This is a genomic window from Phytopseudomonas flavescens, assembly GCF_900100535.1.
Lineage (GTDB): Bacteria > Pseudomonadota > Gammaproteobacteria > Pseudomonadales > Pseudomonadaceae > Aquipseudomonas > Aquipseudomonas flavescens.
Genome location: NZ_FNDG01000001.1, coordinates 217,007 through 242,842 on the forward strand (window position 1 = coordinate 217,007; position 25,836 = coordinate 242,842).

At 60.4% G+C, this 25,836-nt stretch carries 36 protein-coding genes; 6 read left to right on the forward strand and 30 right to left on the reverse strand.

Annotation, left to right across the window (positions count from 1 at the left end; translation table 11 throughout):
* Position 1 precedes the first annotated feature (1 nt).
* Positions 2-514, reverse strand: coding sequence for a hypothetical protein (locus BLR94_RS00965; protein WP_084305408.1), 513 nt, complete (start codon positions 512-514; stop codon positions 2-4).
* Complete coding sequence (locus BLR94_RS00970) at positions 499-1,704, reverse strand: hypothetical protein (RefSeq protein WP_084305410.1); 1,206 nt, start codon at positions 1,702-1,704, stop codon at positions 499-501. Before BLR94_RS00970 ends, BLR94_RS00965 begins: the two co-directional genes overlap by 16 nt.
* A gap of 157 nt (positions 1,705-1,861) precedes the next feature.
* On the opposite strand from BLR94_RS00970, the gene BLR94_RS00975 reads away from it, so the two are divergent.
* Positions 1,862-2,968, forward strand: coding sequence for a DUF6161 domain-containing protein (locus BLR94_RS00975; RefSeq protein ID WP_084305412.1), 1,107 nt, complete (start codon positions 1,862-1,864; stop codon positions 2,966-2,968).
* On the opposite strand, the gene BLR94_RS27035 is transcribed toward BLR94_RS00975, so the two are convergent.
* Entirely contained in the window at positions 2,922-3,197 is a 276-nt protein-coding gene (locus tag BLR94_RS27035) for a hypothetical protein (RefSeq protein ID WP_139207396.1), read from the reverse strand. The genes BLR94_RS00975 and BLR94_RS27035 overlap by 47 nt on opposite strands.
* A gap of 124 nt (positions 3,198-3,321) precedes the next feature.
* On the opposite strand from BLR94_RS27035, the gene BLR94_RS00980 reads away from it, so the two are divergent.
* The gene (locus BLR94_RS00980) at positions 3,322-4,047 is read left to right on the forward strand and encodes a hypothetical protein (RefSeq protein ID WP_139207397.1); all 726 of its coding nucleotides are present in this window, start codon (positions 3,322-3,324) and stop codon (positions 4,045-4,047) included.
* Here BLR94_RS00980 and BLR94_RS00985 read toward each other — a convergent pair.
* A complete protein-coding gene (locus tag BLR94_RS00985) occupies positions 4,037-4,438 on the reverse strand; it encodes a DUF4113 domain-containing protein (protein WP_244158041.1) in 402 nt (133 codons plus the stop codon). The genes BLR94_RS00980 and BLR94_RS00985 overlap by 11 nt on opposite strands.
* A 60-nt stretch (positions 4,439-4,498) precedes the next feature.
* Here BLR94_RS00985 and BLR94_RS28270 point away from each other — a divergent pair, with 60 nt between their 5' ends.
* Positions 4,499-4,675, forward strand: coding sequence for a DUF1654 domain-containing protein (locus tag BLR94_RS28270; protein WP_139207398.1), 177 nt, complete (start codon positions 4,499-4,501; stop codon positions 4,673-4,675).
* A 73-nt stretch (positions 4,676-4,748) separates the two neighbouring features.
* Positions 4,749-5,069, forward strand: coding sequence for a GrlR family regulatory protein (locus tag BLR94_RS00990; protein WP_084305416.1), 321 nt, complete (start codon positions 4,749-4,751; stop codon positions 5,067-5,069).
* Between the two features lie 6 nt (positions 5,070-5,075).
* Here the strand turns inward: BLR94_RS00990 and BLR94_RS00995 are convergent, their stop codons facing one another.
* The 13 genes from BLR94_RS00995 to BLR94_RS01055 form a co-directional block, all read right to left on the reverse strand.
* The gene (locus BLR94_RS00995) at positions 5,076-5,522 is read right to left on the reverse strand and encodes a hypothetical protein (protein ID WP_139207399.1); all 447 of its coding nucleotides are present in this window, start codon (positions 5,520-5,522) and stop codon (positions 5,076-5,078) included.
* A 74-nt stretch (positions 5,523-5,596) separates the two neighbouring features.
* Positions 5,597-6,154 carry a hypothetical protein gene (locus tag BLR94_RS01000; protein ID WP_084305419.1) on the reverse strand — a complete coding sequence of 186 codons (558 nt, stop codon included), beginning with the start codon at positions 6,152-6,154 and terminating at the stop codon, positions 5,597-5,599.
* A 10-nt stretch (positions 6,155-6,164) separates the two neighbouring features.
* The gene (locus BLR94_RS01005; RefSeq protein WP_084305421.1) at positions 6,165-6,776 is read right to left on the reverse strand and encodes a hypothetical protein; all 612 of its coding nucleotides are present in this window, start codon (positions 6,774-6,776) and stop codon (positions 6,165-6,167) included.
* 252 nt (positions 6,777-7,028) lie between these two features.
* Entirely contained in the window at positions 7,029-7,631 is a 603-nt protein-coding gene (locus tag BLR94_RS01010; protein ID WP_084305425.1) for a hypothetical protein, read from the reverse strand.
* Between the two features lie 10 nt (positions 7,632-7,641).
* A complete protein-coding gene (locus BLR94_RS01015; RefSeq protein WP_084305427.1) occupies positions 7,642-8,025 on the reverse strand; it encodes a Gp49 family protein in 384 nt (127 codons plus the stop codon).
* Positions 8,022-8,513 carry a lysis system i-spanin subunit Rz gene (locus BLR94_RS01020; RefSeq protein ID WP_084305428.1) on the reverse strand — a complete coding sequence of 164 codons (492 nt, stop codon included), beginning with the start codon at positions 8,511-8,513 and terminating at the stop codon, positions 8,022-8,024. Before BLR94_RS01020 ends, BLR94_RS01015 begins: the two co-directional genes overlap by 4 nt.
* Complete coding sequence (locus BLR94_RS01025; protein WP_084305429.1) at positions 8,510-9,022, reverse strand: lysozyme; 513 nt, start codon at positions 9,020-9,022, stop codon at positions 8,510-8,512. Before BLR94_RS01025 ends, BLR94_RS01020 begins: the two co-directional genes overlap by 4 nt.
* Positions 9,019-9,264: an HP1 family phage holin gene (locus tag BLR94_RS01030; protein WP_084305431.1), complete on the reverse strand. Its 246-nt coding sequence runs from the start codon at positions 9,262-9,264 to the stop codon at positions 9,019-9,021. Before BLR94_RS01030 ends, BLR94_RS01025 begins: the two co-directional genes overlap by 4 nt.
* Positions 9,265-9,366: 102 nt before the next feature.
* Positions 9,367-10,035: a phage adaptor protein gene (locus BLR94_RS01035; RefSeq protein ID WP_084305433.1), complete on the reverse strand. Its 669-nt coding sequence runs from the start codon at positions 10,033-10,035 to the stop codon at positions 9,367-9,369.
* Positions 10,036-10,038: 3 nt separating this feature from the next.
* The gene (locus tag BLR94_RS01040) at positions 10,039-10,899 is read right to left on the reverse strand and encodes a RyR domain-containing protein (RefSeq protein ID WP_084305435.1); all 861 of its coding nucleotides are present in this window, start codon (positions 10,897-10,899) and stop codon (positions 10,039-10,041) included.
* Positions 10,900-10,961: 62 nt separating this feature from the next.
* Positions 10,962-11,441, reverse strand: a complete 480-nt coding sequence (locus BLR94_RS01045) for a hypothetical protein (protein ID WP_084305437.1) — start codon at positions 11,439-11,441, stop codon at positions 10,962-10,964.
* A gap of 59 nt (positions 11,442-11,500) precedes the next feature.
* Entirely contained in the window at positions 11,501-12,793 is a 1,293-nt protein-coding gene (locus BLR94_RS01050; protein ID WP_084305439.1) for a phage capsid family protein, read from the reverse strand.
* A gap of 33 nt (positions 12,794-12,826) precedes the next feature.
* Positions 12,827-13,876, reverse strand: coding sequence for a hypothetical protein (locus tag BLR94_RS01055; protein WP_084305441.1), 1,050 nt, complete (start codon positions 13,874-13,876; stop codon positions 12,827-12,829).
* A gap of 187 nt (positions 13,877-14,063) precedes the next feature.
* On the opposite strand from BLR94_RS01055, the gene BLR94_RS01060 reads away from it, so the two are divergent.
* Positions 14,064-14,510 (forward strand): hypothetical protein, encoded by a 447-nt coding sequence (locus BLR94_RS01060; protein WP_084305443.1) that lies wholly within the window; start codon positions 14,064-14,066, stop codon positions 14,508-14,510.
* Here BLR94_RS01060 and BLR94_RS01065 read toward each other — a convergent pair whose 3' ends face one another.
* The 13 genes from BLR94_RS01065 to BLR94_RS01130 form a co-directional block, all read right to left on the reverse strand.
* On the reverse strand, positions 14,511-16,799 hold the full coding sequence (locus BLR94_RS01065; RefSeq protein ID WP_084305445.1) for a portal protein: 2,289 nt from the start codon (positions 16,797-16,799) through the stop codon (positions 14,511-14,513). It lies immediately after the preceding gene.
* Between the two features lie 11 nt (positions 16,800-16,810).
* On the reverse strand, positions 16,811-18,430 hold the full coding sequence (locus BLR94_RS01070; protein ID WP_084305446.1) for a terminase large subunit: 1,620 nt from the start codon (positions 18,428-18,430) through the stop codon (positions 16,811-16,813).
* A gap of 2 nt (positions 18,431-18,432) precedes the next feature.
* Positions 18,433-19,278: a terminase small subunit gene (locus BLR94_RS01075; RefSeq protein WP_084305448.1), complete on the reverse strand. Its 846-nt coding sequence runs from the start codon at positions 19,276-19,278 to the stop codon at positions 18,433-18,435.
* Positions 19,279-19,729: 451 nt separating this feature from the next.
* On the reverse strand, positions 19,730-20,332 hold the full coding sequence (locus BLR94_RS01085) for a hypothetical protein (RefSeq protein WP_084305451.1): 603 nt from the start codon (positions 20,330-20,332) through the stop codon (positions 19,730-19,732).
* A gap of 71 nt (positions 20,333-20,403) precedes the next feature.
* Complete coding sequence (locus BLR94_RS01090; protein ID WP_084305792.1) at positions 20,404-20,862, reverse strand: hypothetical protein; 459 nt, start codon at positions 20,860-20,862, stop codon at positions 20,404-20,406.
* 88 nt (positions 20,863-20,950) lie between these two features.
* A complete protein-coding gene (locus tag BLR94_RS01095; RefSeq protein ID WP_084305453.1) occupies positions 20,951-21,613 on the reverse strand; it encodes a recombination protein NinG in 663 nt (220 codons plus the stop codon).
* Complete coding sequence (locus BLR94_RS01100) at positions 21,610-21,882, reverse strand: hypothetical protein (RefSeq protein WP_084305455.1); 273 nt, start codon at positions 21,880-21,882, stop codon at positions 21,610-21,612. The genes BLR94_RS01095 and BLR94_RS01100 overlap by 4 nt, the downstream gene beginning before the upstream one ends.
* Positions 21,879-22,370, reverse strand: coding sequence for a hypothetical protein (locus BLR94_RS01105; RefSeq protein WP_244158042.1), 492 nt, complete (start codon positions 22,368-22,370; stop codon positions 21,879-21,881). Before BLR94_RS01105 ends, BLR94_RS01100 begins: the two co-directional genes overlap by 4 nt.
* A gap of 62 nt (positions 22,371-22,432) precedes the next feature.
* On the reverse strand, positions 22,433-22,783 hold the full coding sequence (locus BLR94_RS01110; RefSeq protein WP_139207400.1) for a hypothetical protein: 351 nt from the start codon (positions 22,781-22,783) through the stop codon (positions 22,433-22,435).
* A complete protein-coding gene (locus tag BLR94_RS01115; protein WP_084305461.1) occupies positions 22,783-23,520 on the reverse strand; it encodes a replication protein P in 738 nt (245 codons plus the stop codon). The genes BLR94_RS01110 and BLR94_RS01115 overlap by 1 nt, the downstream gene beginning before the upstream one ends.
* Entirely contained in the window at positions 23,517-24,221 is a 705-nt protein-coding gene (locus BLR94_RS01120) for a hypothetical protein (RefSeq protein ID WP_139207401.1), read from the reverse strand. The genes BLR94_RS01115 and BLR94_RS01120 overlap by 4 nt, the downstream gene beginning before the upstream one ends.
* A gap of 405 nt (positions 24,222-24,626) precedes the next feature.
* A complete protein-coding gene (locus BLR94_RS27445; RefSeq protein ID WP_167359691.1) occupies positions 24,627-24,800 on the reverse strand; it encodes a hypothetical protein in 174 nt (57 codons plus the stop codon).
* A gap of 10 nt (positions 24,801-24,810) precedes the next feature.
* Positions 24,811-25,053 (reverse strand): helix-turn-helix domain-containing protein, encoded by a 243-nt coding sequence (locus BLR94_RS01130; protein ID WP_084305466.1) that lies wholly within the window; start codon positions 25,051-25,053, stop codon positions 24,811-24,813.
* A 114-nt stretch (positions 25,054-25,167) separates the two neighbouring features.
* On the opposite strand from BLR94_RS01130, the gene BLR94_RS01135 reads away from it, so the two are divergent.
* Positions 25,168-25,809: a helix-turn-helix domain-containing protein gene (locus BLR94_RS01135; protein ID WP_084305468.1), complete on the forward strand. Its 642-nt coding sequence runs from the start codon at positions 25,168-25,170 to the stop codon at positions 25,807-25,809.
* Positions 25,810-25,836: the final 27 nt, after the last annotated feature.

The following is a 25,836-nucleotide window of genomic DNA, read 5'->3' on the forward strand; positions in this document are numbered from 1 at the left end:
CTCAGATGACGTTGGTGGGCACGTAGGTGATGCCCGCGATGAGTTGGCCCTTCTGGCCTGCGGTCACCTGGCGCGGGGATGGAAAGCGAACGCAGGACAGCAGCAACCCCGAGTTGCCGCCCTTGGTCGGGTCGGAAACCAACATGGAACCGTAAAGTGTCGCGTCGGTATTGAAGTTGAACTCGGCCATATTGGTGGCGTTGTCCTGGGTCCCAACGCCATCGAACTCGCGCTGCCACTCCGGGCGGGTCGCCTCGGCATAGCCGACGAACTCCTGCAGATTCGCCGGGATGTCAGTCGCCTTCAGGGCTGCGGTGGGAATGACGTTGCCGCGCCACAGGCCGCAGTAGAACGATGCGATCGGCGAGGCGTCGCCGAATGGCGACTGCAGCAGGAACGACAGGCCGTCGGCCGGGATAAGGTTATCCGCCTCGAAGTCATCCGCTACGCTGCCGTCGGGATTGATCAGGCGGAATCGGTAGCGGAAACCACCGACGTTCAGATGTTCGGACATTCGATGATCTCCAGGTCTGCAAAGTCGCGCGCCTGCAGGCGATTACCCTGCACCTCACCGCGCATGCTGGTGACAACCAACTGGTTGCCGTTGTGGTCGAGCACGCCGGCGGCGCCGACAGTGCCGGTATCAGGTGCGTAATTCGGGCGATTGGGTAACGAGACAGAGCCATCCGCCCCGCCTATGGCCTGGCCGTACTTGGTGAACCAGGCGACACGCCCATCGGGAAGATCCACCGCGCTACCAGGTGAAGCACCCACATCGAGCACACGGCGCTGTTGCAGCTCGGCGGTACCCAATCCGGTGATGAAGAAAGTGGCTTCAGTGGTGGCCACAAACAGCCCGGTACCGACAGAGGCATGCATGGCCACCTCTGCACCGAACTGGAAGAAGCCTTTGGACGGGTTGTGCAGGTGCGGCCACATGGGTTCGGTATGGAACAGGTACCGGCCACGTGAACCGACGATGACCGCGTTGTGCGCAGCCAGCCGATCGCAGAATGGCAATGGCTCAAGCTCTGCAGTCATCAGCCTCAGGGTGTCATCGGCCACGTAGGTCAGCCGCAGGGCGCCTGCCAATGGCTCGCCCTGGTAATACAACGTCTGGCCATCAGCCGTGCTGCAGTACACTCGGCACTGCCGGGCATCACCACAAACCACGCGCAGCTCCTGGCTGCCGCCCAAACGCACCACATACGGCAGAACACCCGACTCAACGCCGCCATCGACTGCCGTAACCGCCACTTTGTACAGCCCGGCCGGCAGCCTACCCGGCACCAGTTGCAGCTCGAACGAAGGCGCCGGCACCGCCCAGGCGCCGACCCGACTCCCGTCGAAGCGCAGGCTGTCGTGCAGCGTATTCAGGTAGAGGCTGCCAGCGGCGTACGCAGCTGCCACCGGCCCGCTAGGCGCGATTGTGGCCAGCAGTTCGGCGGTGTCATTAGCTGGGTTGTAGACCAGCACCTGATCGCCATCGACCAACACCAGCAGCTCGCCCGCAGCGAAGATGGCACGCATGTTCGCCGTGGCGTCACTCACCCGCTCGAACCCAACGCGCAGCTCGAGCTTGCCGCCGACGGTGGGATCCATGTTCACCGCCTCGACGACGGCGCCTTCAGGCAAGCGCTCAGGCTTCGCGACGTTGTTCGCGCCCTGGGCCCAGTTGTCGTTGCGGAGTGGTGGAACAGGCATTGCGCCATACTCTGGTCATTGGTAATGGCCAGAGTCTGCTGCGGCGGCGTGGTGTGAAGCGAACCCTACAGGGGGTCAGCGCACGCGCTGAAATCTGAAAGTGGACAACGCATATAATCACCAGTAGCTTGTTGCCACTACAACAGGGAGCAAGACAATGGGTCAACAATTAATGGATGTCGATGGTAACCGCTATTTCTTCGACACCGATGAGGAAGCAGCCAAATTCCTAAACAAGGAGCTGACTTTCTGGAAAAACCAGTTGTCAATTATTAGCCAGAACACAACAAACTCTGACAAGTCTGAAGCTAAGCGGTCGACCGCTCAATCAGAATATATCGCCACCATGATTGATCTGCTTGAAATGGCCAGAAAATCATTTCTGTCGGACTATGACGATCTTATAGGTAGCTCAGATCATTTATCTGGCTTATGGATCCCCAGCGAATCCGACTTTGTTACCAGATGGATTGAGATTCGCAACCAAGACGCAATAGTCAGCCAAGCCTTTTTTGACTCAATTCGATTTAACGACTCATCAAATATTTCGGATTTCAGATTTATGCGCGGCTATCTACTTGCTTATGAATTTAGCCAAGAGGAAGAAGGGTCGTTTACATCCCGCGCCGAAGTTAATCATCAGAGAATGACTGAGCTTCTAAAAATAGCACACTCTCAATTGAGCAAAAGCAACTCCGTCATAGCAGGCCAGATCACCGCGAACGACACCATGCATTCCCAGCAGGAAAAGGGTTGGAAGAGCGCGATCGAAAGACTTGAGCACACGTACACCGCTGATCTCCGATTGAAAGCACCCGCAAAATACTGGGAAGAGAAAGCGAAACGTAATGCAAAGCAGGGCTATATTACAGGCAGCATGCTACTGATATTCCTACTAGCGGCGGCCTATGCACTCTATACGATACTCGAAAAATGGCTATCTGGACTTGCTATCAAGGTTGACTTGACCAGTCTTGGCGGCATCTTTATATTCGTCGCCTTTCTTTCAACTTTAGTCTTTATAACTAGAACCCTTTCCAAACTAACCTTCAGTGCCTTTCATCTACAGCGGGATGCAGAGGAGCGGCAACAGCTTACCCATGTATATCTAGCGCTAATCAAAGAAACGTCAATGGATAAAGACACTCAGAACATCATTATCCAGTCGCTATTCAGCCGGACAGAAACTGGCCTGCTGCAGAACGAGTCAGGCCCAACTATACCAGGCTTAGTTGAATTGATCGGCGCAGTAAAAAAACCGTAGAAGCGCGCGGCCACGTAGGTGCTAACGCCCTGCTGTCGCCCTTCAGCACGATCACCCGCACCCAGCCTTGGGTCAGCTGCTCTTCCACCTTCGCATGCAGCAGGCACTGCGCTTCATTCCACTCGAACGGCAGAATATTGCCCGCTTTGTCGCGGATCTTCAGGTTCTTCGAGCAGTACAGCCCATCGTCCTGGTAGAGCTGTGCGAGTATCTGGTCGGCTGATGACATGGGTACCCTCGGTTTCGAGAGCCCAACGGGATGTCACTGGCATCGAAATGGCAAGGCACTTGCAGCGCCCTGGTGTAAGCTAAGCTGCAGCCGCAGCCATACCTCCATATTGCAAGGGAAATGCATGTCCACTGAAAGCCGCACGCAGGAATCCTCATCGACTGCGATCACAATCATCATCGCAACCGTCCCAATATTTTTATATCTTTGCGGATTTCAGTTCTCCACTGGGTATTACGAACATATTGGAGCCAAATGGGTTGCGAGCTATCTGAGCCACTCAGAAACGATTGTTAACTCTATGCCTGCAGCAATATCAATGGCTTTGGGATTTTCAATCGCACAGCTTTGCCTGCATAGCGATATCAAATTCAGGCATATATTAATTACTATTGTGCTCGGCATCATTGCACTACCGATTGCGCTGTACATTTTGGCATGGCTTATGAATTTTCCACTCAAGCCACCAGTAGCATTGCTCATGATGCTAGGCTCAATTTGCCTGTATGGCGCATATCTTTCCGACACGATCTCCGCAATCAACAAGGGTAACCGGGACTACTTTAAGTTCTCGATGACATACACTATTACGGGCTTAATCACAGCAATCGGGTTCTGCCAACAGATCGGCAGCTATACGGCTGAGTCTGACTTCGCAAACCTACCTAAGAACTTCGCTGTTCTTCTGGAAAAGAAGCCAGACTCGACGAAGAACGTATACCTAGTATCCAAGGTCGACGGTAAGTTCTTAGTTCTAACCAAGTGGCAACACTCGGCATTCTTCACTCTCAACGACAGTTTGGACGCCTATATTATTCAGCCCAGCAATACCAAGGCATTTACCCCCTGACCTTGATTACCTCCTCCCACCGAGTCGTATAACACCGGCTTTTCATTTCGCGTTTCATCCCCCACCAGGGGTCAACCGGCACCCGGCCCAGCCGCAGGGTGCCGGCGCCTTCCCGCTTGTTGATTGCATCCAGCGCCGCCATCACCCGGTCACTGCCGGCCCGTGCCGCCGGCGCGAACAGATCCGCCGTCACCTCGCCGCGCTGGCTCAGATCCATGAGCAAGGTCGAGCACTTCGAGTACTTGAAGCCTGGCCGGTAGATCGCATCCAGTGCGCGCAGGGCAGGCGCCAGGATGTCGCGCGTGTCATCAGTAGGCATCGGCAGCGCCACGGTCTGCGCGTTCGCGTAAAGCGGCAGCGCTGGGTTGTGGATCTGCGTCTTGATGCTCACCTGGATGGCGCCACACAGACCCTGCTGACTACGCAGCTTCTCGCAGGGCGCGTCACGTAGGTGGCCAGGGCCTCGCGAATCGGTGCCAGGTCTTCCAGCTTTTCGCCAAACATCTTGCTCGAGCAAATCGCCTGTTTCGGCGGCGGGCCCAGCACCTATGAATTGCTTAGATCCCGGTTTCAGAGGGTTATCAACTCTCCGGCCGCGCAAAAATCCCGATCAGCGGTACCGCGCTAGGCAAGGGGACAGGCGCTTCTCAAATGCCGTGCTACTTTTATAAAGCACTTTGCCATCAATAGCCGAGGTAATTATGGTCAGCGGGATCTATGAGGTCGAATTCAAATCATCAATGCCTGACGAAGGCGGCGGACTCATCGTCATCAAGGATGGGTCAGTAAATGGCGGCGACGAGCATTTTCTTTATCGGGGAACGATCCAAGGTGAAGGCGACAGCGTCACTGCCAATATTCAAGTGAGCCAATGGAAGTCTGGGAATACCTCGATTGTCGGAGCCTCTAGCTTTACTGTCGAACTCAAAGGGTCTCTCACCAGCGAACACTTACATCTTTCTGGTTCTGCAGCAGGCTTTACGATTAACGTAAGAGGCCGTCGCATCACTGACACAGCTTGAACGTGGTCAACCGTATGAGCCGGCTAGACTAAAATCCCAAATGATTGATGCCGGATCCTCTGCGCCGTCAATGGCCCGTTCAGCTACGTGCCGCCGGCCAATTAGGCTGGCGGTTGCCGCCGTGTAGGCGTTGGTATTCTCGATCACGCGCTCGACCAAATCTGCCAGCGTGCCATCCCACCCCATCGCCTCGCGCTGGGCATGCAGGCTGCTGAGAAATGGCACGGACGGCTTGGCATCAGGCGGGGCCGCCGTCCACTGGCGGGCTTCCTCGGCCTGCACCGTCCAAGTCTGGATTTCGTAGTCTGGCCAGCCCTCATGCAGGGCGGCCATGGCAATGGCAAAGTCAGCGTTCAACCGCTCCTTGGCGGTACTTCGCAATCGGTCATGTGAAAGCTGCCAAGTGCCGTCAGCCCGTGCCAGGTGATCCATAGAGGGACGTTCACCTTCCATCCGAGTCCATCCAGGACCGGGATCAAGGTCGTCGATCAACTGGGCGTCGGCGCCTATCAATCCCCATATGCTCATCAGGCCACCCTTTCGATGCTGAACTGGCTCCAACGGTTGTTAGCGTCGTTGTAGAGGCCACCCTCATAGAGATAGAAAACCACGAAATCCCCTGCGTTAGCGGCAAACGTGCCTTCGGCACTAATAGTGACAGATGGCCCCGCATAAGCCTGGCCACGATGACTGGCCAGCCCCGGAGCATCGTTGTTGAAGCCGATGACTATCCGATTCGTTGAACTGGTTGTTTGGCCGCTAAAACGACAGCGGTAGACACCTGTTCGGTTGAACGTGAACCGTCGCGTAGCGGGGTCGTAGGTAATGTCTGGATGAGTGCTCCAGAACTCATTGAATAAAAGCTTGGTGCCCCCGGTTAGGCCCGGGTTGCCGGTAAATGCTGTGCCTACCTGGCCAGAAATGGAGGCTGCTGGCTGGGCATTGAGCTTGTACGGCAGCACCGTCCCGTTGTGGTTGGTGATGTAAAGATCGAAGCCATCCCCGGCGCGAACCAGGTAGATCGAGTCCGCCTCCAGGGTCTGAGGCAGAGCTGATACGACTTTGTGAACCTTCAACTCGGCCATGCCGTTCCCCTTACCAGTTCACCGTCGCCCATTCCATGGCGCCGCCACCGATGGCCGCCCCGCGATAGGTCAGTTGCTGGCTGGCGTTCTCACCCAAGAGGTCGAGCACGCCCTTATTGGCGTGGGCATGGGCCTTGGCAACCGCTTCGTCAACCTGAGCCGGTGTACTCTCCGGGCCGTCAACGAGACTGCCCCAGGTGAACTGAATATCCATCGACTCGTACTCGGCCACCTTGGTAAAGGCGCCCTCGGACACGTCGTAGAAGTACAGGGCCGACCCGGCGGTTACTGTCGAGTCGCCTGTGGCGCCGGCCACCAGAATCAGCTTATTGATCTGCGGATCTTCGGCGGCGATGGCATTACGGTTCGCTATGTTGGTAGCCAGACGAATGGCCTGCATATTCGCCATGTACTGAGCGATCAACTCACTGGCGATGTTGCCGATCAGCGCCACGTTGCCGAGCGCCCGGGCTTCGCCGGCCTGGTTGGTCAGGTAGCCCTCGGCAACCATTTGGGTTTGGCCCCCAACGGTGACCTCACGCTGCATGTAGTAAAAGGCACTTGGCTCCAGCTGATTCGGGAGCAAACTGCCGTCAATTTTGTGAAACTTGAGCTGTGCCATGTGGGGTCTCCTACCAGCCGTTTGTGTCCCAGGTGAGCGGTCCCACGTACAGACCGTCATCTCGTATTTGCAATTGATTGCCAGCCTCTGCACTTACCTCGGCGCCATCCACACCATCGCGGCCCGGCTTGCCGCGCAACCCGGCGGCAACCACCACCGGCCGGCTCGCCTGCCTGACCGCCACAGCCCCTCGCTGCCGTTGCTGGATGGCAACTGCTGATCGGCCAGCATGGCCACGCACGGCGATGACGCTCACACCGTTACCTCGCCGGTGACTTCCACCAGGCTGATGGCCGCAACCTTGTAGACGTGGCCGCTCGGGTCAATCGCTTCGGCGTCATACACGCCCCGGCTCCAGGTGATGGCGCCTGCGGTGGCGGCATCCATGGTCAGCACGAACTGGCTGAGCGCCAGATCGACGATCACCAGGCCATCAGGCTGCTCGGCGGGGTCGCTGTGCCAGCTGAACAACAGGTTGCCGCCCACGCGATCGCGCACCTGGGCGCGGAAGTGCCAGCCGGTCAGATCCATGGGCGCGCGCAGAATCATCAGCCCAGTACCGGAGAATGGCCGCCAGCAGTGAGCGTTCACGTCGTTCAGCTCGATCGTGTCGGCGTCGACCACGCGGGCGAACCGGGTTTCGTCTTCAGGTGTGTTGAGCTCAACAGGCTGCTTCACGCACTCGATGCGCACAGGCCAGCCGTCCGGCACCTGGTGGCCCAGCACTGTCAGCCGAGCCGGCGCCGTGCTCGGCATGCCCGTGATAGGCAGGTACCGCAGATCCTCGTCGGCATACATGATGCCGAACTCGAAGGTCTCGCCTCGGGTGATGGTCAGGGGGATCTCAGGCGCCATTGCGCTCTCCTCACTCGCCGCTCAGGCGTTCCTTGAGGGCGTAGCCCATCAGCGGCCAGATCTTCTGCACTGCGCTTTGGCGTGCGATCTTGCGGCCGATCTCAGCGTCGAAGTTTTCCGGGCTGGCACAGGCGCTCTCGCCGGTCACGGTGAAGCCGTTGCGCAGCACCAGCACGCAGAAGGTCAGCAGATGGAGCGCATCGGGCGTGGAACGCGAAGCCGCGGCATTTAGCGCACCACCAGAAAATGCGGCATCTTCCACCGCTTTGGCATCGCCCTGGCCGGCAGTGAAATAGTGCTCACTCGAGATGTTCGCCTCGATGTCGGCGGGAGTGACACGCGGCGCAGTCAGGCCCTTGGCCTGGATATCTTGCTCAATAGCTTGGTCGTTCATCGGGTTGCTCCGATCTTGCACTTACCGTGCAGGTTGGTGAGTGAGGCCTGCAGGCCGACTATTTGCGCTCGCTGCTGCTTGAGTCCGGCAACGAGGGCTGGATAAGCTCGTCGAGCAGCGGCTGTAAGTTCTGGGGCTCCTGCATCAGGCTCGCCGGCAGCGGGCCTGGCTCCGTCCATTCGCACGACTGGGCAGGTGGCTGCGACACGCAGCCCGCAAGTGCCATCGGCAAGGCAGCGACGAAGGTTTTCAGCATCAGTTTCCGCACGTTGCTTCTCCTCGATGTAGGTGGCCTCAACTGCGGCCTGGTCGTTGGCCAGCTCGCGCGTCAGGTTCAGGGTGTTGCGCAGGGAGTCAGCGCGGGCCTGCTGCTGATCGGCAGCCTTCTGCGCGGTGTCTCGGTCATTGGTGACGTGATCAATGCGCCAAAGCGCCAGCAACAGGCCGACGCCCAGCATGGCGATAGCGGTCAGCAGCACGCGGTTCATACCGGCTGCCCTGACAGGCACAGGGTGCGCTCGGCCTGGCGGCGGTTCTGCAGGCCCTGAACGTAGCGGCCGCCAGCGGTCGACCAATTCGGCTCCCCGTTCGGCTTGGTGGCGATCAGGTTGCAGCCCCTGGTGATGTCGCCGGTATTGATGGCCTTGACCGCCTGGCTATTACAGGCGCCAGCCTTGCCGACATTGATGGCGAACATGGTCAGGCCGATCAGTCGGCGCGGCGTGATGTTCGACCACTCGGTGCAGCCCAGCACGGCGATGCCGTACTCGAAGATGGTGGTCTTGTTGACCTCGCGGCACTGGTCGTCGGTGAGCTTGGTGCCTACCTTCGCGCTCCAGTCCGTGCGGCCGGCGCAGTAGGTGGGGATGCCGCCGGCCAAGTGATCGGCGTAGACCTCCCGCACGTTACCCTCCAAGCGCTCGAGGGTCGTGTACGCCAAAGGGCTGCTGAGCGCAGCAACCAGCGCAGCCGGCACCAGCTTGCCCTTGACCCTCATTGCTGGCCACCGTCTGCCCGGGCTTCCTCGCGCGGCTTGTAGCTAAACTGCAGCTCCAGCTCGTACAGGTGCTGCTCGCGCGCGTTCTTCTGGCGCTGGTAGTACATGTTCGCGCCGAAGGTCAGCAGCGCGGTGATGATGCCGACCACGATGCCCCAGTCAGTCAGCGTCATGCCGCCAATGATCGACAAGACAGCGCCGATGTAGCTGCTCCCGGTTATGGCTTTCTCGGTGGCACTCATTCGCCGGTCCCTACTGCAGATATGGAAAGCCCCGCACAGAGCGGGGCTTGTGATGCAGCAAGGCTATGAGGCAGGAGACGCGCGAGCTAACCCTACAGGGGGTCAGGCCCAGGCTTTGTTGTGGTGCTCGACGTCATGGCGGGTGGTGCGGCGCAGATCGCTGTCTGGGCGATCGCCGAAGTACTCGGTGAAAGCGGCCAGCGCATCCCCTGCTTTGCCCAGGTTCAGCGTCTCTGCATCGGGTACGGTGAACGCGCGATACAGCGCCCAGTTGACCAGATGCCGGTGGTGCGCGGCGCTGATCTCCGGCTTGGACGTGCGGTCACTTGTGAGGCCACGGATCGGCAGCCTGAAGCCTTCCAGTTTGAGGATGCCAGCCGTGGTAGGCGCAGGGACCAGCCGGATGCTGGTGTCGCTCTGGATGGCGAAGCGCGGCACATCGGCCCGGTCACGCCAGCCTGGCTGGTTGTCATCCAGCCACTCGCGGGACACGAGCCGCATCTGCTGCTGGTGAGAGCAGCCGGCGTTGAGCAGCCCAAGGTGGTCGATCTCGTACAGGGCAGCATGCAGCGGATAGCTGGCCTGGCCGACTACCACTGCAATCTCGCACACTGCGCTGTTTTCAGACTCATGAAGGAGGCGGCCACGAATGCACGCCTCCTGCTCGGCCTCGATGAGCCAGCGCGCCACATCCTGCTGCTCGAACAGGTAGGGCTCCACCTTGTCCTGGGTGGTGGTGCGAAAGTCCTTTACCAGCTCATCTAGGGTCATGGTTTACACCGGGCCGTACTGGTCAACGAGGCCGATCACCTGCTGACGCAGGCTGTCGACAGAGGCGCGCTTGTCCAGCTTCTGCTGATAACGGGTGAAGGCGTAGTCGAACAACGCGTCCTTGGTCATCACGCCGATCTGCTGACGCAGGTCGTTGAGCTGATCCTGCTCCTTCTGCTCGTCTTCCTTGGCTTTCTGCGCTGCAGCCAACTTTGCATCGGTGTCGTCAGCAGGCACGGTGCTGCTCGGCTCCGGGGCTACGGCAACCGCCTGACATTCCTGGAACTGATCGGCGTGGCGCAGGAACTTGCGGGCCAGGTCACCTGGCAGGTTGCGCACCTGATCTTTCGAGAACACCAGGCCGGTGCCGTAAAGGTGATCGGTGAAGCTCTCACGCCGGCCGATGTACTGCACGGGGATGTGGCCAGCAGGCAGCGCAGCGGCAACCGAGGCCGCAGCAGGTGTGGCCTGGCCAGCTGCGGTCAGTTCAGCCACGGCAATGGCAACAGCATCATCAGCATCCGGGATATCTTTCAGCGCATGCACGGTCGCGTGCAGCACCACAGCCATGTTCTTGTGATCCTGCGGGAGCTCTTCGAACGGGAGAATCAGAGGGTGATTCTTGGGCCCAGCATCAAAAGCAGAGCCGTGGGTCCAGCCATCAGCAACACGTGCCTCCAGCCATGCCTTGTGCTCAGCCTCAGGGGTCAGCTCAGGATCCGCCACATACGCAGTTACGCCTGCGACAAGGCCTTGCTGATAGCTCTCTTCGGTATCTGCCCACGCGATCACTTCTTCACCCGCCAGCCGCTTGAGCGACGACAGGATCGCGTGTGCGATACCAGCAATTACGATGACTTTCATGTCGATGTCCTGCTTGGTCTGGATAAACGAAAGGGCCCGAAGGCCCTCCCGATAAGCGCGGATCAGCGCGGGCCTTGCAGCTCGCCGCTCACCAGCACGTTGATCGCACTGGCCTTGGCGTTGGCCGCTACAGCGGTGGTCAGGATCAGGCGCGCAGGCTTGGGCAGCACTACCAGCTTGGAGCCGGTGGCACGCTTGCGGCCGGCAGCGGCCAGGTCGATGCCGGCACCGAAGTACGCCGCGTCCTGCGGCACGCCGGCATCGTCGACACCATCCTCGTAGGCAAAGCCCAGCGAGCCGGTGATGGTGGCGGTCATGCCGGTGGTCACCAGGATCTGAGCATCATCCAGGCGGAAGCCTTCTGGCAGTGGGCCCAGGTCGACGACATCGCCAGAAGCGATCGGGGTGGAAACATCCGCGTTCTGCGCGCTGCCATTGGCGATGGTCACGAGCTGGAAACGCAGGGTGGTGGTGTTGCCGTAGGCGCCTGCAGCGCCGCCGAACTGGCGCTCGCCGTATTGGCGCAGAGTAACTTTGGCCATGATGGGCTCTCCTCGATGGGGTTATGGAAAGGTGGGCCGGCGTTACCCGGCCCAGCCCATCACTTGCGGGCGCCGATGATCGGCACGGCGGTGTCGATCGCGGTGGCACCGTAGTCGGTGAACTCGGTGCCGTTGCCGGTCTCGATCGCGAAGCGGATCTTGCTCACACCGCGAATCGCACCCAGCAGCAGCTCCACCTTGTCGCCGTGGTCGAGTTCCTTCTCACTCCAGAAGAACGGGATCTTCGACTTCTCGCTGGCAGCCATCGCCTCGGCCACGGCCTGGCCACCCAGCAGGATGGCGCGGTCGATCGCGAAGTTGCTGCCGAACGAATCCGGCACCACGCAGGTGCTCTCGTTCTCGCTGTCGCTCGCGGCGCAGTAGCGAATGGTGTCGCCGGCATAGAAGCGGATCGGCTTCGGCATCTTGCAGAGCAGAATGCCGTTCCACAGCCCCACCTCACCCAGAAACAGCGGGTGCCCCTTTGCCTGCTGAGCACGCGCCATGGCGCTCGCCTGCAGCTGGCGGAAGTTCGGATCCGCGGCGAACAGGTTGTACTGCGCCGGAGAGACGAGCATCACGCGCAGCGGCGAGTCGTTCGCAGCAGCATCACCCTCGAAGATCACCGGTGGCGGCGGCAGCGCGATCTGGTCCATGAAGTTGCGCACACCGTCCACGGTGTCCATCTTCAGCAGGTCAGTGGTGGCCAGGTCGACCTCGCCGGCATTGACGGCAAACTGCTTGATGCCGTTGCCGCCATCCGCGATGAAGTGACGGTTCTTGGTCGGCGCCTTCACGCGGTTGACCATGATCGCGCCGAAGTCCTTGTGCGCTTCGGTCGGGATCGCCCACTCGATGTTGTCCTGGAAACCACGGGCACCAGCCATGTGCACCAGCAGGCTCTGGTCGACGTAGGCGTCCATCTTGGCCTGCGCCACTGGACGACCCAGGCGACGGAAGTCGGCCGGGCTGCGGATGGTGGTCATGGTGTCGCCCAGGTCGATCGGGAAGCGCGCCTGGTTCACACGCAGCTTGTCTTCCGACAGCTTCATGCCCACGCCACGACCCTCGGCGTAAGCGCTGCCCATGATCGGGTAGCCGCCGGTTGGGTTCAGCAGGTGAAAGGTCACCTCGTCGCCGCGGCCCTTGCCCAGATCCTGGCAGCGGACGATCGGCATGTGCTGAGTGGTCTGCTTGCGCAGAGTGGCCTCAGCACCCGCCTCGCCTTTCGGCATCTTGCCGGTCAGGCGGTTGAGGGTGGTGTTGCGCTGGGTATGCACGGCGAAGAGGCCAACGGCCTGCTCCACCATCGCCTTGGGGTCGCCGTAGCGCATGTGCGTCTTATCGGACACGGTGAATCTCCTTGTTCAACGGGACCCGGAGCGTCAAACGCTCCGGTTCAGAAATGCCTCGATCTGTTCCGGGCTCTTGTCCATCAAGGCCTCGGCCATATCGGTGGCGCCTAAGGTCGCCAGCGCTTCGTGCCCAGTTGCAGGACCAACCTTGCCGCCCGGAATGTCCGAGAGGCTGGCGGGTACCTGCGGCTTGGCCGCGGCGATGGCTTTCTTGGCTGCCTCCTGCACGCTCTCTGCAGAGGGCGCAGCGGCTGCCTGAGCTTTCCCAGTTGCTGCCTTGTACGTGTCCAAAAACTCAATGACTTGCTCGGTTGATCCGCCGCCGATCACCGCCTGGTAACCCGGGCGGGCGAAGCTCGGCTGCGAATCGATCCAGGCTTGCAGCTCCGCGCTCTCCAGAATCGAATCCAGATCAGGGTGCTTGGCTTGAATCAGCGCCAGGTGAGCTTCATGCTCGGTGGTCGCCTGCTTCTGCTGCAGAGGGGCCAGCTGCTGTTGAAGCGCCTGCGCAATCAGCGTCGGAACACTGGTTGCGATCAGCTTCTGCACGCCCTTGGCCATCTCCTCGGGAGAAAAGTCCCCGAAGATCTCCGGGTCGATACCGGCTCCGATGGCTGCCTCGGCGACAGCCAGGTTCTTGTCGGCATCGGTGGGCGCCGCTCCGGCGTCCGCCCGTTGCTGCGCCTGCTCCCTCAGCGCGTTCAGTTCCTTCTCAGCCTCTTGCAGTTTCTGCAGCGCTTCCTGCGCCTTGCCCTCGGCGGCCTGACGACCTTCCCGCGCTTCCACCAGCCGGTCATACGGAATGGTGTGCTTGTTGTCCTTCGCCAGGATCACGGCATTGGCCGGATCCACCTCGTCCTGAGTGGCAGCCGCGGGCTCATTGGGTTTCGATACGTCGTCGGCAGCCGCTACCGCTTCAGGTGCTGCTGCAGCTTCAGGGGCAACGGCGGGCGCGCTGCCTTCTTCCAGTGACTCGGCACTGGTATCGCCCTGTTCCGCCAGCTCGATCAGCTGGGCGGCCTGCTCTGCGGTCAACACACCGTCGGGTGCGTGCTGCTGGATAAACTCGTCTGGTTTCATGCCTGTCCCGCCACATATCGCCGTGGCCGCAAGGGTTCAGCTGATGCAAGGCGCAAGCGCGCCCCGCGCATCGCCAGGCGCGTGCCTGGCTTGCAAACGAGTGTCGAGGGGGGAGGAAGAAAGGAAAAACCCTACAGGGGGTCGCGCAGCGGGATATGATCAGCTCGTTCAATCATGGAGCTTGGCAATGGATTCCTACGACATCATCGACGGCCGAAAAGTACCCCAGCTAACAATCACCTCTGATACGGTCATAAGCGACAAGCATCAAGGAAGCATCAAAGTTGTCGGGTGTCAGCTCACCATCCTGGGAACCGTTAACGGTTCTATATCGGTGTATCAAGGCGGCTCGGTGATCATCCAAGGCCAAGTGAATGGCTCGCTAGCAATTGATCAGATGTGCACTGTCACTATTCTCGGCAGGTGCAACGGGTCAGCCAGCCTAGCCAACCTAGCACGCGTATTGATTGAGCCAAGCGGAAGACTAGCTGGATCCATCGCCAACTTCGGCGAATTGGTTGTCCGCGGTGCGTTCGGTGGAGCGCAGTCTGGGAATGGCAGAGTGCGTATCGAAGGGGATGGTTACATCAAGCAGCCAGTCATCCGTAACGGCGTCCACTACTACGACTGGTAACTACACATTGTCACGAACATCCGCCGTTTCGATGCCGCTCATCCCAGTCCCAGGCTCCGCCGGCACCGGCGGATGCGCGGGGCTGGTGTTCTCCCGCACCGCGGCCAGATCATCGGCGCCCTGCCCCTGAATGTACGGCGACTTGATGTTCATCGCCGCCGTCGCCTCAGCAGTCGGGAAGTCCGGGTCGTCCCCAGCTTTGCGCACGTACCCTGCCCCTTTCATGATCTCGTCGGCCACCGGCGCGATCATCGGCATCTGCGCGACCTGGGCGCCGGCCTGCATGGCTGAATAGGCAGCCTGCACGCCGATCTGCACGGCCTGGGCGCGGATCTGCTCGATCTCCGCATCCGAACGACGCTCCTTGATGGCGACCTCGCGCATTTTCGCCTCGGCGCCAGAGCGTGCCAGTGCGTCCTGCACCTCCTTCTTGATGCGCTGCTCGATCTGCTCGGGGCTCTCCTGCTGGCTGGCCGCGCGGATCGCCTCAACCACATCGCGCTTGAACGGCACGTCCATGAGGCTGACCAGGAATGGAAGCACCGCGGCCTGGTACTGGGGCGGCAACGACTTGACCGCCTCGGACAGCGCCGACAGTTGCTGGCCACGATAGCTGTTGGTGCTCGGCACATCCTCGAGCGATACCTTCAGGCGAGTGCGCTGCAGGTCGTTCGAGAGGTAGGTGTAGCCGGCGGGATCCTGCTCAGGCTTGTTGATCACCACCACGCGGTCTTCACGCACGGCATCACCCTCGATCACGATCTCGTGCGGCTTGTCGCCCAGGTCCTCGACGATCATCGACAGCAGGATCTCTCCCACCATCATCCGGCCAGCGCGGAAGTTATCCATCACCCGGCCCAGGCTCTGGTTGCTCTGCTCGATCTGCATCTGCTCCTGACGGCCGCTGGTGGCGGTGCCTTCCTTGCCCATGAAGCCGGTGGTAACAGCGGATACGCGCTGAATGGCCGACCGGTTGTCCTGCATCATCTGGAACTGCTGCTGGTTGAGCTGGAAGTCGCGATGCACTTCGAAGCGCGCGCCAGGCTTGGCCATCTCTACCGGATTCAGGACGATATCGGCATCCACACGCGCCACCTGCTGGCGGAACTGTGCATCCGTCATGTCGACGGCGCCCTTAGTCCGCTCGGTGCGCACCGAAGCCATACCCCAGCGCAACTTGCTGATGCCGCTATTCAGGCTGTCCTGCGGGTAGATCATGCCGCGCACGTAGCCATAGGGCACGTTGGTGCTGTCTTCACGAAAACCCCAGAAAGGCACGTAGGGAATGTGCCTGTGGCTGTAAGGCGTCGGGCCGTCGTGCAACCGGTGCGGCCCGAGCCAGTAGCTGCGGCGCACCCGGGCAACCACTGCGCGGCTGTACTGCGACATACCACTGGCCAGCGCCACCTGGTGGGCGATGTTGGTCTCGTCGTACTCCACCACGCGGCCATCCGGCGCGGTGATCACGCCCACGTCGACCCAGCGCCGGTACCAGACCTCGGCCAGGCATACCTCTTTCGAGGTCGGGTTGTACCAGCGCTCCTCTTGCACACTCCACGCGCGAGCCTCTGCCCAGGCGTTGTGCAGGCCTGTCGATGCGCCGCCGTCATAGTTGCCGATCGGATCGTCCATCCACCAGCTCGAGCCGTGGCGCCCTACCGCCATGATCAGTTCCTTGTGCTCCGGAAAAACGCGGGCAATGCGGTCAGGCCGCAACCAGCGCTGCCTGCGAACCCAGCGTGCATCACTCAGGTCGCGCTCTTGCGCGCTGAAATCCCAGTGGATTTCATTGCGGTGCACACTGCCGCAGCGATAAGGGAACTTGAAAGGGTCGCTCTCGCGCGAAACCTCGACCCAGCCCAGGCCAATCGATATCTGCGGCCGGAAGGCATCACTGCACGCTGCGTCGGCCCTACTGTGGCGCTCGGCCTGGTTCAGGCGGTAGTTCAGCGCATCGGCAACATCCTGGCCGCCGACCTCACCGTCAGGGGTCACACGCCAGTCGGTGCGCGTCTCGGCCTCATAGCCCTGGATCGACAGCAGCGCCGGGCCGATCAGGTCTTCAACCGCCGGCGGAATGCCCAGCGCACGCTGACGGGCCAGCAGGTCGCTGTCGAGCTGGTTGCCATCGGCATAATCCATCTCCTTGTCAGCCGTGCTGCGCCACTTCGGCTGTTCCTCGATCTCCCGCATGATCTCGGAGTACTCGTCCAGGGTAAGGGCAAGCTCGTCCACCGGCTGCTCGTCCTGCAGCGGGTCATCGACATATTTGATCGCGGTAGCGTCCATCTGGTGATTCCTCAAGTGCGCCAGTCAGGCGCTGGGGCTTCGGTGTACGTGCGCTGGCCCGGTATGTAGCCCAGCATGTTCAGCTCCTTGGCCTGCGCCCACTGCCGGAAGGCGTCTGCGCCCTCACTGCAGCCGTTGGCCTTGTTCGGAGCGTTGTCGAGAAAGCGGTTTTCGGAGCGGCTGAACTTCTTCTTGTAGTTCTCCAGCCTGTTGATGCCCTCGGCGCATCGATCCTCATCGATGTAGCAGCCCTTCATGTGCTTGCGGGTCTGCTGGATGCCGGTGATCAGCTCGGTGATGCGCGGCAACACCACGAAGGTGTGGCCCGGCAGAAGCTCCTCGAGCATTTCCAACACGCTGCGGTTGTAGTCGCCCAGGCGCTTGTGCGCCGCGTCGTGCGGCAGGTAGTGCACGCCGTACAGGTAGCCACGGTCTTTCAGCTCCTGGGCGTAGTGGCGCAGATCCTTACCGTGCTCCTCGTAGTAGTCGACGAAGCGATCCTCGCCCCGCAGCTCCTGCTGAAACCAGATCGCGCAGCCGTCGCTGTTGCCGATGTCCCAGAAGGTGTTTACCGGCAGATCCAGGACGGGAACGCGGGTAATACCACCGCGCTTGCGCAGGTCGGCCATGTTCTCGGCGTAGTAGTTGCCCTCGGTGCTGACCTGGAACGCTTCGTCTGGCGTGCCGGGGTATTCCTGCCACATGCGTTCTTCCTTGCCCGGGAAGTCGGCGTGCTTCGTGGCCACGTACCAGGCGCGCTGGTCGGGGTCGATCTTGCAGTCCATCAGCTTTTCGAGCTTGTCGAAGTACTTGTGCTCGTCGTGGCTGATCGGCACGGTGCGGCTCGGTAGGCGGTAATTCGGCTCCTGCCACCAGGCGTAGAAGTGGAACCGGTAATCTTTCGGCGTCAGGATCTTCTTGTCCCGGTGCTGACGCTCGGCGACCTGCACCATGTTGAAGAACTCGCCCTCGCGGCCTTCGGCAGTACTCTCGATCACCAGCACGCCATTGGTGGGCACCGCCGGAATAGAGCCGGTGACCACTTCCTGCGCCTTGTCAGGAAATTTCGCGCAGATCTTCCCGAACTCAGAGACGTGCAGCCGGTGGATGGTGCCGGAGCGCATGGACGTGGCCACGCGCACGCTGCTGTTGTTGTGTGCGAAAAGCAGCTCGATCGCGCTGTCTCTTGCCAGCGGGAAGCGCTCACGGATCTCGTCGGGCAGGTTCTCGTAAGCGAATTTCACCTTGTCGCGGAAAATCGTCTCAGCCGCCTCGCGATCCTGGGCGATGATCCCGCAGCGCTGGTTACCGTTGAACAGAGCGTGATCCAGCCACAGGATAGCGATCAGCGTGGTGAAACCGAGCTGGCGTGCCTTGAGGATCAGGTTGCGATGCCACAGCCGTGTGAGGAATCGCTTCTGCGCCCTGTTCGGCGAGAACGGCATCACGAAGGCTTCGCCCTGCTCGACGATATTGCCGTCCTCGTCGAGCTTGTCGTCGCCCTTCACCATGATCTTGTATAGGCAGCCGGAGAAGATCCGCCATTCCGGGTCAGCCAGGCACTTGGCCAACTCCTCGGCATTCGTGGGGAGCGGCTGCAGCGGCTGGTCGTGCACCACGCGCATGGCCATGATCAGTCCTCGCCATGCTCAGGGTCTTTCGCCACTGGCTTGAAACCGTTCGAATTACCGTTGGCGATCGAGTGCAGCAGGCTGGCGAGCGGGTCGACCCGCTGTTGGTTGTCCTTCTCGTAGAGGCCCAGGTGCTTGAACAGCTTCTCCATGGCCGCATCCTTGCTGTGCATCTGGATCTCGATGCCGTACTTCGTCTGCTTCACGCCGGCGAACAGCGATGCAGCGCCGCGGGAGAGCTTGCGCGTGTCCTTCAGCACCACACGCGGGTAGCCATGGCCGCCACACTCCGGGCAGTTGGAATGTGGCTCGCGGTTCGAATCGAAGCCGACGCCGCCGTCCTCGGGGAATGCATCAGGGTCTTCGCCTTCAGCCACCCAGAGCGCATACGCATAGTCGCGCTCGATCTCTGTGCGCTGCCGCAGGTGTCCATCGCCGTGACAGTGACGGCAGCACACCACGATCAGCTCGGTCAGTTCGCGAGCATCAGCCGTGACCTGATTCCACGCCTCACGCAGAACGCGATCAGCCGTGATCTCGGTGCGCTCCTGCTGCTTCTGCCTGGCCTCAGCGATCGCAGCCTGAATATTAGGTTTCGTAAGGTTCTCGCAACCTACGACCCCTGCAGTCTTTGCACTGTACCCAGCACGAATAGCTGCCTGGGTTGCGTTCAGGTCTACCAGGTACTCCTCAACGAAGCGCACCTGCAGAGCGGTAAGCACCACCTCAGCGTTATGCACCTTCACGGTGTTACGCGCACGCGCAGACGAGCCGGCTGCCTTCTTGGCTACCGGCTTACTCGGGGTCTTCTTGGGGGTGGGCTTGGCGCCCTGGAATTCTTTGGCCATACCCGGATTTTTTCCGGGTGGCCTGGGGAGTGTCGAACCCTACAAGGGGTCGCTAAGAAAGGGGACTACTACGGTCTGTGGATGCTGGTCGTGAATAAGGCTGTAAATCTGTGTTTTACGCTCAGCTTTCTCATCAGAAGCGCTGTAGCCTAGAACCTGGCTCGCTTGATCCTGGTTATTAACCGGGTCCCAGGCACGCTCCCCACTCCCATCAACGACAGTGATCTGCAGCAGATGCCCAGAGGCATCAAACAAATAGTCTGCACGCTCGAACGTACTACGGACGAGGGTCAGTGCGCAGAAACCGATGTACGTGTCTCTGTTCCACAAGGAGTCTGTATTCACCGGCTTGAATTCGCATGCGAATCCTCGACTGTGGCGCCCCTCTAACACAATGGAATATCCATACCGTTCCTGCATTGCCAGCTCCTTAACGGGAATTCACATCCAACTAATCAAATACTGCCATTATCCCAGCAATTGAGGATGCGACACTCAGAGCTGTAGGCAGGGACTGCAGAAGTGCACGCACCACTGAGCGCTTAGGCTTAGCTGATTGGAACTGCTCCTCGACCATATCCACGACTTCCAGCGCTTCCTGCGCATCGCATGCCGGCAAATCGGCTGCCTTGATCGCATTGCGGATGTCAGAGATGAGCTGTGTCACCTGGGAATCGACGTTCACGGTGTTGACGGAGTTGTCTACGGAATTGACGTTCACTCGGGAGTTATTCCCGCTGACATTGTATGTGATGCTCTGTACCGCGGCCTTTGCCTCCGGCACACCCAGTTTCTTCACCTTGCACTGGTAGTGTGCGTCAGTGAGCCCTGCTTCCAGCTCGTAGAATCGCGGATCAAGCACCTCGTAGGTTTCATCGCCAACTGAGGTAAATCGGATGAAAAGATCCCCAGGCTCGACGCGCGGCATCTTTTTCACGCCGGGCTGACTAACTTCTAAGAAAATCCCCTTTGCCGTAACAACCCCCAAGATACCGTCTGTACGCGTGCCATCCTGTTTCAACAACGACAACTTGTCTGTTTGCATGAGCGACATAGTGGATCCATCCAATACTAGAAATGACGAACCGACTGTAGACGCACTCTACCCAACGAACAACTTCTGCCTCATTCTGCTTCGCCGCCCTCAGCAACAGCACGCACCAACATCCTCTCCAGTCGATTCAGCCGAGAGTTCATGGTCCCAGACATCAGCGCCGCCTGATGCCCCAGCTCAATTGTCGCCGACTGTAGCGTCACCCCGGCAAAAAGATTGGCGAGCATCCGGTCCTCCCGCGGCGTCAGCGTGAGCACATCATCGCCGATATCGATCTTTACCGTGCCGTCAGGCAGGATCGTCTTGCTGATCTGGCGCGCCGGTGGGTGCTGCTCCACCGGCACGTAGATACCGCGCTGCACCCGGGCGACCAACCCATCAGCCACCAGCGACTTCAGCCGATCATCCACCACAGCCACCTTCAGGCCGGTGACGTCGGACAGAGCCTCACGCGTGACTATCTGCTCCTGCGCATGCAGATCCTGCAGCGCCTCCAGCACGATCTGTGTCGACGATGTGCGCTTCACCATGCTCCCCTCCCCCTTGTTCATCGAATCAGCCCCTGCTCGCGCAGGATCCGGTACTGCTCGGCCAGCCAGGCCTGAAAAACTGGATCGTTCACGCACGGCCCCTCTGCAATTCGCGCAGCAGCGCCCGGTAATGGGCCTTGATCTGCTGCAGATCCTCGATCGTGTATTTCTTCGGCTCGTGCGTACCTTCAAGCCATGCAACCGCGTCGGCGCCGATCTTCTTCACCAGGCGGATGCGGTACTCGACCACGTTGCCAGACAGGTACTGGTTGCACTTCACGCACTGGCGGTGGACGTTCAGCGGCTCGAAACGCAGCTCCGGGCAGGCGCCAACGGATCGGTAATGGCCGGCGTCCCAGCGGCTGCCGGTGAGCAAGTCAGAATCGCTCGACTCTGCGTCGCAGCTAACACAGCCCAGGCCACGGTCACGCTCGCGAACCCATTCGTTGAAGATGGACTGAGTCTCGCGCGTGTGGTCACCTTTGCTCTTCAGCTTCTTCTTGCGCACCTGGATCTCACGCCGCTCCAACTGCTCGAGGGCCACGCGCGCCTTCCTCTGGTTTTCGGGCTGATCTGCGATGGCCAGGCCACACTGCCAGGTGCAGACCTTCTGGCCGATCGCGCCCGGTACCGGCGTGAATTTCTGGCCGCACACCGGGTTGGCGCAGGTCTTCTGCCGCGGTGTGCGCGGCTTGATGCCGCTGGCCTTGGCCTTCAGGGGCGTCTTTCGCTTCAGTTCGGTGCGCTTCACTCCGGGCACTCCTGGCGATCGGTGCAGATCGTCCGGTAATGCCCGTAGCACTCGGGCGACTGCCAGGCTGTGGGCGTGTGAAATTCCATGTGATGCTTCATGGCGCAGGGGTTGTAGTCGTCGGGCACTTCGCCGCGGCCTGTCCAGGTGCGGAAGTTCAGGCACTGCTCACACCAGCGCGCTGGCTGGCGTTTGCTCTTCGCGCTGTTCCGCCTGCGCACCAGCTCCTCGAACAGCTGATCGTCAGTGAAATGATCAAGAACGCTCACTGCTCACGCTCCCCAGGCATCAGGCCCGTCATCTGCTCGATCGCTTCCTCGGTCAGCCCGGGCCAGTATTTCTCGATCAGGTGCTGGCAGATGCCGCGCCAGAACTCGCGGAAGCGCTCCTCGGTCATGTAGTCGAAGCTGATCGACTCAGGAATCTGGCGCATCACCCGGCCCAGGTCGGGAATGTCGAACGCCTCGTAGGTGCAGCACACGCTGGCGTCGAGCTGCAGCTTCTTGATCGTGGTGTGGGCGTCCAGGCCGTGGAATTTTTCCACCTGCTCGCTGACCATGCGGCCGAGGGCATGCACCAGTCGGTGGAATTTCACGTTACGAGCCTTCTTGATCTCGCAGCGCACCTGGTCGCCGGCGCGGTACTCGCGCTCACGGCACAGGAACTGGTCGATGCTGCTATCGGCGCAAAGGCCCATGCGCATTTCGCCGGTCTGCTCGTCGATGACCTTCCGCCAGACCATGTAGATCGGCCGCACGGCGCGCTTCTTGGCCGCCGCCTTGGCTGTTGTCTTACTTGTTGTGGCTGTCGCTGTGCTCGTCATGGCATCGCGCTCCCAATCTCAGCGGCAGCACGGACGATGGCGCGGCGGGTGGCAGCGAACGGATCGCGCGAAGCATCCTCGTTGATCCAGCCCGTATATTCCGGATTGCGGCAGCTCGCCTGCTCCATGGTCGGCAAGATGTTGATTTCCAGCTTCACTGCCAGCCGTAGCGCGTCGCCGTCACACGTAAGAGGATCCCAGCACTCGTCACCAAGCCAGATGTCGTAGTCGAAGGTGAATTCATCGATCACGATCTCGTAACCGGCGGCCCTCGCCGCCAGCTCCAGCATCTCACGGTATCCGGGAGCCATTTTCGCCAAAGGCTCATTGTCTTTAGGCACGGCCATCACTCCACCTCCCCACGTCGAATACGCATCTTCTGCAGCAGTTGCAGGCGAGCTTCCTCGCCAGAAATCTTGTCCAGGCCCTGCACGCGCATGAGGTGCTGCACTGCCTGCTCGCCACGGCGATCGGCCTGCTCTGGCGTCAATTGCCCGCTCTGGTCTTCAATGCCCTGGCGCGGCTCCTCGAGCGGCATGCCCATGGCCAGGCGCCGGCGCAGTTGGTAGTACGCGTGATCGAAGCGCTTGCGCAGCGTCTCCTCGGGGATGCTGCTGCAGCGCAAGTTGAACCAGCCCACAGACGAGCCAGCCAGGCGAACAGCCTCGTGACTCCACGTGTGATGGCCAGGGTTGGCGCAGTTGCGCACCACCTCGCGCCAGGCGTGGTCATCCAAGGGAATGCCCAGATCTGCCGCCGTAGGCACGCACAGCTTCACGAACTTGCCCACGCTGGGCGCGAAGTCGGTATCCATCAGCCGGCAGGCTTCGATGCCATAGCGCAGTTGCTCGACCGTCGTCACACCAGCTCGCATGAAGCCCTTCACCCAGGTGCGCTTCGCTCGCTTCTCCGCTGCATCGTTCGGCCAAGCTTGCTTCCAGGCTGGGAAGATCGACCGCAGCTCATCGAACAGCGTGTTTACGATGCGTGCGGTCTCGTCGGTGGGTTTGCGTGCCCGGGGATCATCCACCTGCGCAGCGGGCAGGTTAGGCAGCACTTTCAGCACTTCGGTGGCGGACTTCATACGCCGTCCTCCTCGTGAATCCAGCTCGTGTCACTGCCGTCGCCCTTCGCCGCTTGCTTGGCCAAGCCACGTCGCTCCAGATCGTCCTGCGCCCGCTGCATCCAGTTGCGCCAGGTAGCGGGCCAGTCAGCCTTCACGCCGCCCTGGCCAGTCCAGTAATCGATGAACCGCTCGGTTTCACGGTCGAGCGTCACCGCAGGCGCCTTACTGGCAGCCCAAGCGAGCATTTCGGGAGACATCAGGAACGGCAGTGGCAAGGCACGCTTGGGCTTGGCCCGATCCGACTTCACGGCAGGCGCAGCGGCCTTGGCCTTCGGCTGCGGCTTGCGACTGGCCTTGCCGGGCGCCTTTCCCCCAACAGGGGGGCTAGGGGGGTTACTACTCTTGTCTAGTCTTCTCTTCTCTGGTGCGTCACCAGCGTCACTTTTGTCACCTGTGACAGGAGTGTCGTCACTGTGACCGTCACCGAGCGTCACACCATTCAGCGCCTTTTTCCGCGCTCTATAGGCTGCAGTCCGCGCCGCACTTGAGCTCTGGCGCCTGCCCGAGGAATCACGAACCGCAGGCTGACGCTCATCCCAACTTGCCAGCCGGCCTGCAGAGATCATTCCCCGCTCAGTCAGCGCGGCAACGATCCGTGCGCATTTGCCATCGGAAAAGCCCAACAAAACATCGTGATCGTCACAGTCGAAATTCGACACGTCACCGCGCGTTACAGCCGTCACAGGGGCGTCACCTCCGTCACATGTGACGTCACAAGGCGTCACAGTCGCGTCACACTCCGGCACCGAGCTTGCACTCTCAAGAAGGCACGCCCATACAGCCAGCACCTCGCCAACAGTCGAGTCGGCCATACGTGCAATGCGCTGAAATTTCGGGTCAGTTACAGTCCCGTGCCACCACCTGAGCCAATCCATCAGCGCCCCTCACCTGCGAGCGATGCGCTGACAACCATCACAACAGCCTGCTCAACCGTGAGCCCAGCCGCGCGCGCAGCAGCTTCAAGCCGCGTTCGCTCGCCCGTTGTCATCTCGCCGATCGCCTGGGCAACCAGGTCTCGACCGGCGCTTGGTGTTGTACTGCTCAACAGGGCCTCCCGCGGGCCTTCAGGCCGCATTGCTAATTGCCTTACGCTCTTCTTCATCGAGCCAACGCTCGACAATTTCCCGGATCAGCACCGCGCGGCGTTTCCGCTGCTTACGGCACTGCTCCAGGATCCGGTCGAGGGTTTCGTCATCGAATCGGGCTTTGATTTCGTTCTCTTTCACAGGGGGAAACATGCATCGCTCCTCATGCCACCGCTTTCGGGGCAGGTTCCATAAACCGTTCGGGGTAAAGGATCTGGAGTTCTGTGAGTTCACCGCCAAATGCCAGGCAGAGTTTTTCCGCAATGGAGGGAGAGGCCTTCTGCTTATCCCGCTCAATCCGGGATATGTTCGCGGCATCAAGCGAACAGTCATGGTCGGCCAGGCGGGTCGCCACATCGCTGAGGCGCCAGCCGCGGTTCAATCTGGCTTTTTTCAAGGGAGTCATAGCGAGTCTCGCTCAGTTGATCTCCCAATAAGTGTGCGTCGGACGCAATACCAATGCAAGAAAAATGGCGCCGTACGCTTTGCGTCAGCCGCAATCCACTGAAAAAATGCACACATGAACTTCGGACAGACCATCAGAAATGCGCGGAAGGCCAAGGGCTGGACGCTTCAACAGCTCGTCGATGAACTCTCCCGCCGTGGAGTGGAATTCGATGCGAGCAATCTTTCGCGCGTTGAACGCGGCACCCAGGCGATGAACTCCACGCCCCTGGCGGCCGCATTCGATGCATTGGGTATCAACATAAGCACCACTGAGCCTCCCAATGTTGAGGATGGCCCACGCATCAGGGGCATGGTTCCCCTGATCTCATGGGTGCAAGCGGGATGCTGGAATGAAGTGGTCGACGTTTATTCAGTAGGCGACGCAGAGGAGTGGATACCCTGCCCTGTGGCGCACGGGCCAAGGACTTACGTTCTCAGGGTTCGCGGCGAATCCATGTACAACCCGCACGGGCGACCGTCTTTTCGCGATGGCGACTTTATCTTTGTGGATCCCGATCGGCCCGCGATTAACAAGTCGCTGATCATTGCAAAATTGGATGACGATCAAGAAGCCACTTTCAAGCAACTCGTCATCGAAGGCGCCAAGCAGTACTTAAAGGCGCTCAACCCCTCATGGCCTGAGCCCATCATCCAGATCCATGAAGACGCCTCGATTTCTGGTGTTGTTATCTCCAAATTGGAGAAGCTGGTGTAGATCTAAGCCGATAAAACAAACCCGCCG

Excerpts from the sequence above, each read along its gene's own strand:
- BLR94_RS01055 (WP_084305441.1), bottom strand. The coding sequence starts at position 13,876 with ATGAAACCAGACGAGTTTATCCAGCAGCACGCACCCGACGGTGTGTTG.
- BLR94_RS01045 (WP_084305437.1), bottom strand. The coding sequence starts at position 11,441 with ATGGCCAAAGTTACTCTGCGCCAATACGGCGAGCGCCAGTTCGGCGGC.
- BLR94_RS00965 (WP_084305408.1), bottom strand. The coding sequence starts at position 514 with ATGTCCGAACATCTGAACGTCGGTGGTTTCCGCTACCGATTCCGCCTG.
- BLR94_RS01075 (WP_084305448.1), bottom strand. The coding sequence starts at position 19,278 with ATGGCCAAAGAATTCCAGGGCGCCAAGCCCACCCCCAAGAAGACCCCG.
- BLR94_RS01115 (WP_084305461.1), bottom strand. The coding sequence starts at position 23,520 with ATGAAGTCCGCCACCGAAGTGCTGAAAGTGCTGCCTAACCTGCCCGCT.
- BLR94_RS01040 (WP_084305435.1), bottom strand. The coding sequence starts at position 10,899 with ATGAAAGTCATCGTAATTGCTGGTATCGCACACGCGATCCTGTCGTCG.
- BLR94_RS01065 (WP_084305445.1), bottom strand. The coding sequence starts at position 16,799 with ATGGACGCTACCGCGATCAAATATGTCGATGACCCGCTGCAGGACGAG.
- BLR94_RS00970 (WP_084305410.1), bottom strand. The coding sequence starts at position 1,704 with ATGCCTGTTCCACCACTCCGCAACGACAACTGGGCCCAGGGCGCGAAC.
- BLR94_RS01030 (WP_084305431.1), bottom strand. The coding sequence starts at position 9,264 with ATGAGTGCCACCGAGAAAGCCATAACCGGGAGCAGCTACATCGGCGCT.
- BLR94_RS01035 (WP_084305433.1), bottom strand. The coding sequence starts at position 10,035 with ATGACCCTAGATGAGCTGGTAAAGGACTTTCGCACCACCACCCAGGAC.
- BLR94_RS00975 (WP_084305412.1), top strand. The coding sequence starts at position 1,862 with ATGGGTCAACAATTAATGGATGTCGATGGTAACCGCTATTTCTTCGAC.
- BLR94_RS01090 (WP_084305792.1), bottom strand. The coding sequence starts at position 20,862 with ATGGTGAAGCGCACATCGTCGACACAGATCGTGCTGGAGGCGCTGCAG.
- BLR94_RS00980 (WP_139207397.1), top strand. The coding sequence starts at position 3,322 with ATGTCCACTGAAAGCCGCACGCAGGAATCCTCATCGACTGCGATCACA.
- BLR94_RS00995 (WP_139207399.1), bottom strand. The coding sequence starts at position 5,522 with ATGGAAGGTGAACGTCCCTCTATGGATCACCTGGCACGGGCTGACGGC.
- BLR94_RS01010 (WP_084305425.1), bottom strand. The coding sequence starts at position 7,631 with ATGGCGCCTGAGATCCCCCTGACCATCACCCGAGGCGAGACCTTCGAG.
- BLR94_RS00990 (WP_084305416.1), top strand. The coding sequence starts at position 4,749 with ATGGTCAGCGGGATCTATGAGGTCGAATTCAAATCATCAATGCCTGAC.
- BLR94_RS01020 (WP_084305428.1), bottom strand. The coding sequence starts at position 8,513 with ATGAACCGCGTGCTGCTGACCGCTATCGCCATGCTGGGCGTCGGCCTG.
- BLR94_RS01000 (WP_084305419.1), bottom strand. The coding sequence starts at position 6,154 with ATGGCCGAGTTGAAGGTTCACAAAGTCGTATCAGCTCTGCCTCAGACC.
- BLR94_RS01110 (WP_139207400.1), bottom strand. The coding sequence starts at position 22,783 with ATGGCCGTGCCTAAAGACAATGAGCCTTTGGCGAAAATGGCTCCCGGA.
- BLR94_RS01070 (WP_084305446.1), bottom strand. The coding sequence starts at position 18,430 with ATGGCCATGCGCGTGGTGCACGACCAGCCGCTGCAGCCGCTCCCCACG.
- BLR94_RS27445 (WP_167359691.1), bottom strand. The coding sequence starts at position 24,800 with ATGTTTCCCCCTGTGAAAGAGAACGAAATCAAAGCCCGATTCGATGAC.
- BLR94_RS01025 (WP_084305429.1), bottom strand. The coding sequence starts at position 9,022 with ATGAGGGTCAAGGGCAAGCTGGTGCCGGCTGCGCTGGTTGCTGCGCTC.
- BLR94_RS01015 (WP_084305427.1), bottom strand. The coding sequence starts at position 8,025 with ATGAACGACCAAGCTATTGAGCAAGATATCCAGGCCAAGGGCCTGACT.
- BLR94_RS01085 (WP_084305451.1), bottom strand. The coding sequence starts at position 20,332 with ATGTCGCTCATGCAAACAGACAAGTTGTCGTTGTTGAAACAGGATGGC.
- BLR94_RS01005 (WP_084305421.1), bottom strand. The coding sequence starts at position 6,776 with ATGGCACAGCTCAAGTTTCACAAAATTGACGGCAGTTTGCTCCCGAAT.
- BLR94_RS01135 (WP_084305468.1), top strand. The coding sequence starts at position 25,168 with ATGAACTTCGGACAGACCATCAGAAATGCGCGGAAGGCCAAGGGCTGG.
- BLR94_RS27035 (WP_139207396.1), bottom strand. The coding sequence starts at position 3,197 with ATGTCATCAGCCGACCAGATACTCGCACAGCTCTACCAGGACGATGGG.
- BLR94_RS01060 (WP_084305443.1), top strand. The coding sequence starts at position 14,064 with ATGGATTCCTACGACATCATCGACGGCCGAAAAGTACCCCAGCTAACA.
- BLR94_RS01130 (WP_084305466.1), bottom strand. The coding sequence starts at position 25,053 with ATGACTCCCTTGAAAAAAGCCAGATTGAACCGCGGCTGGCGCCTCAGC.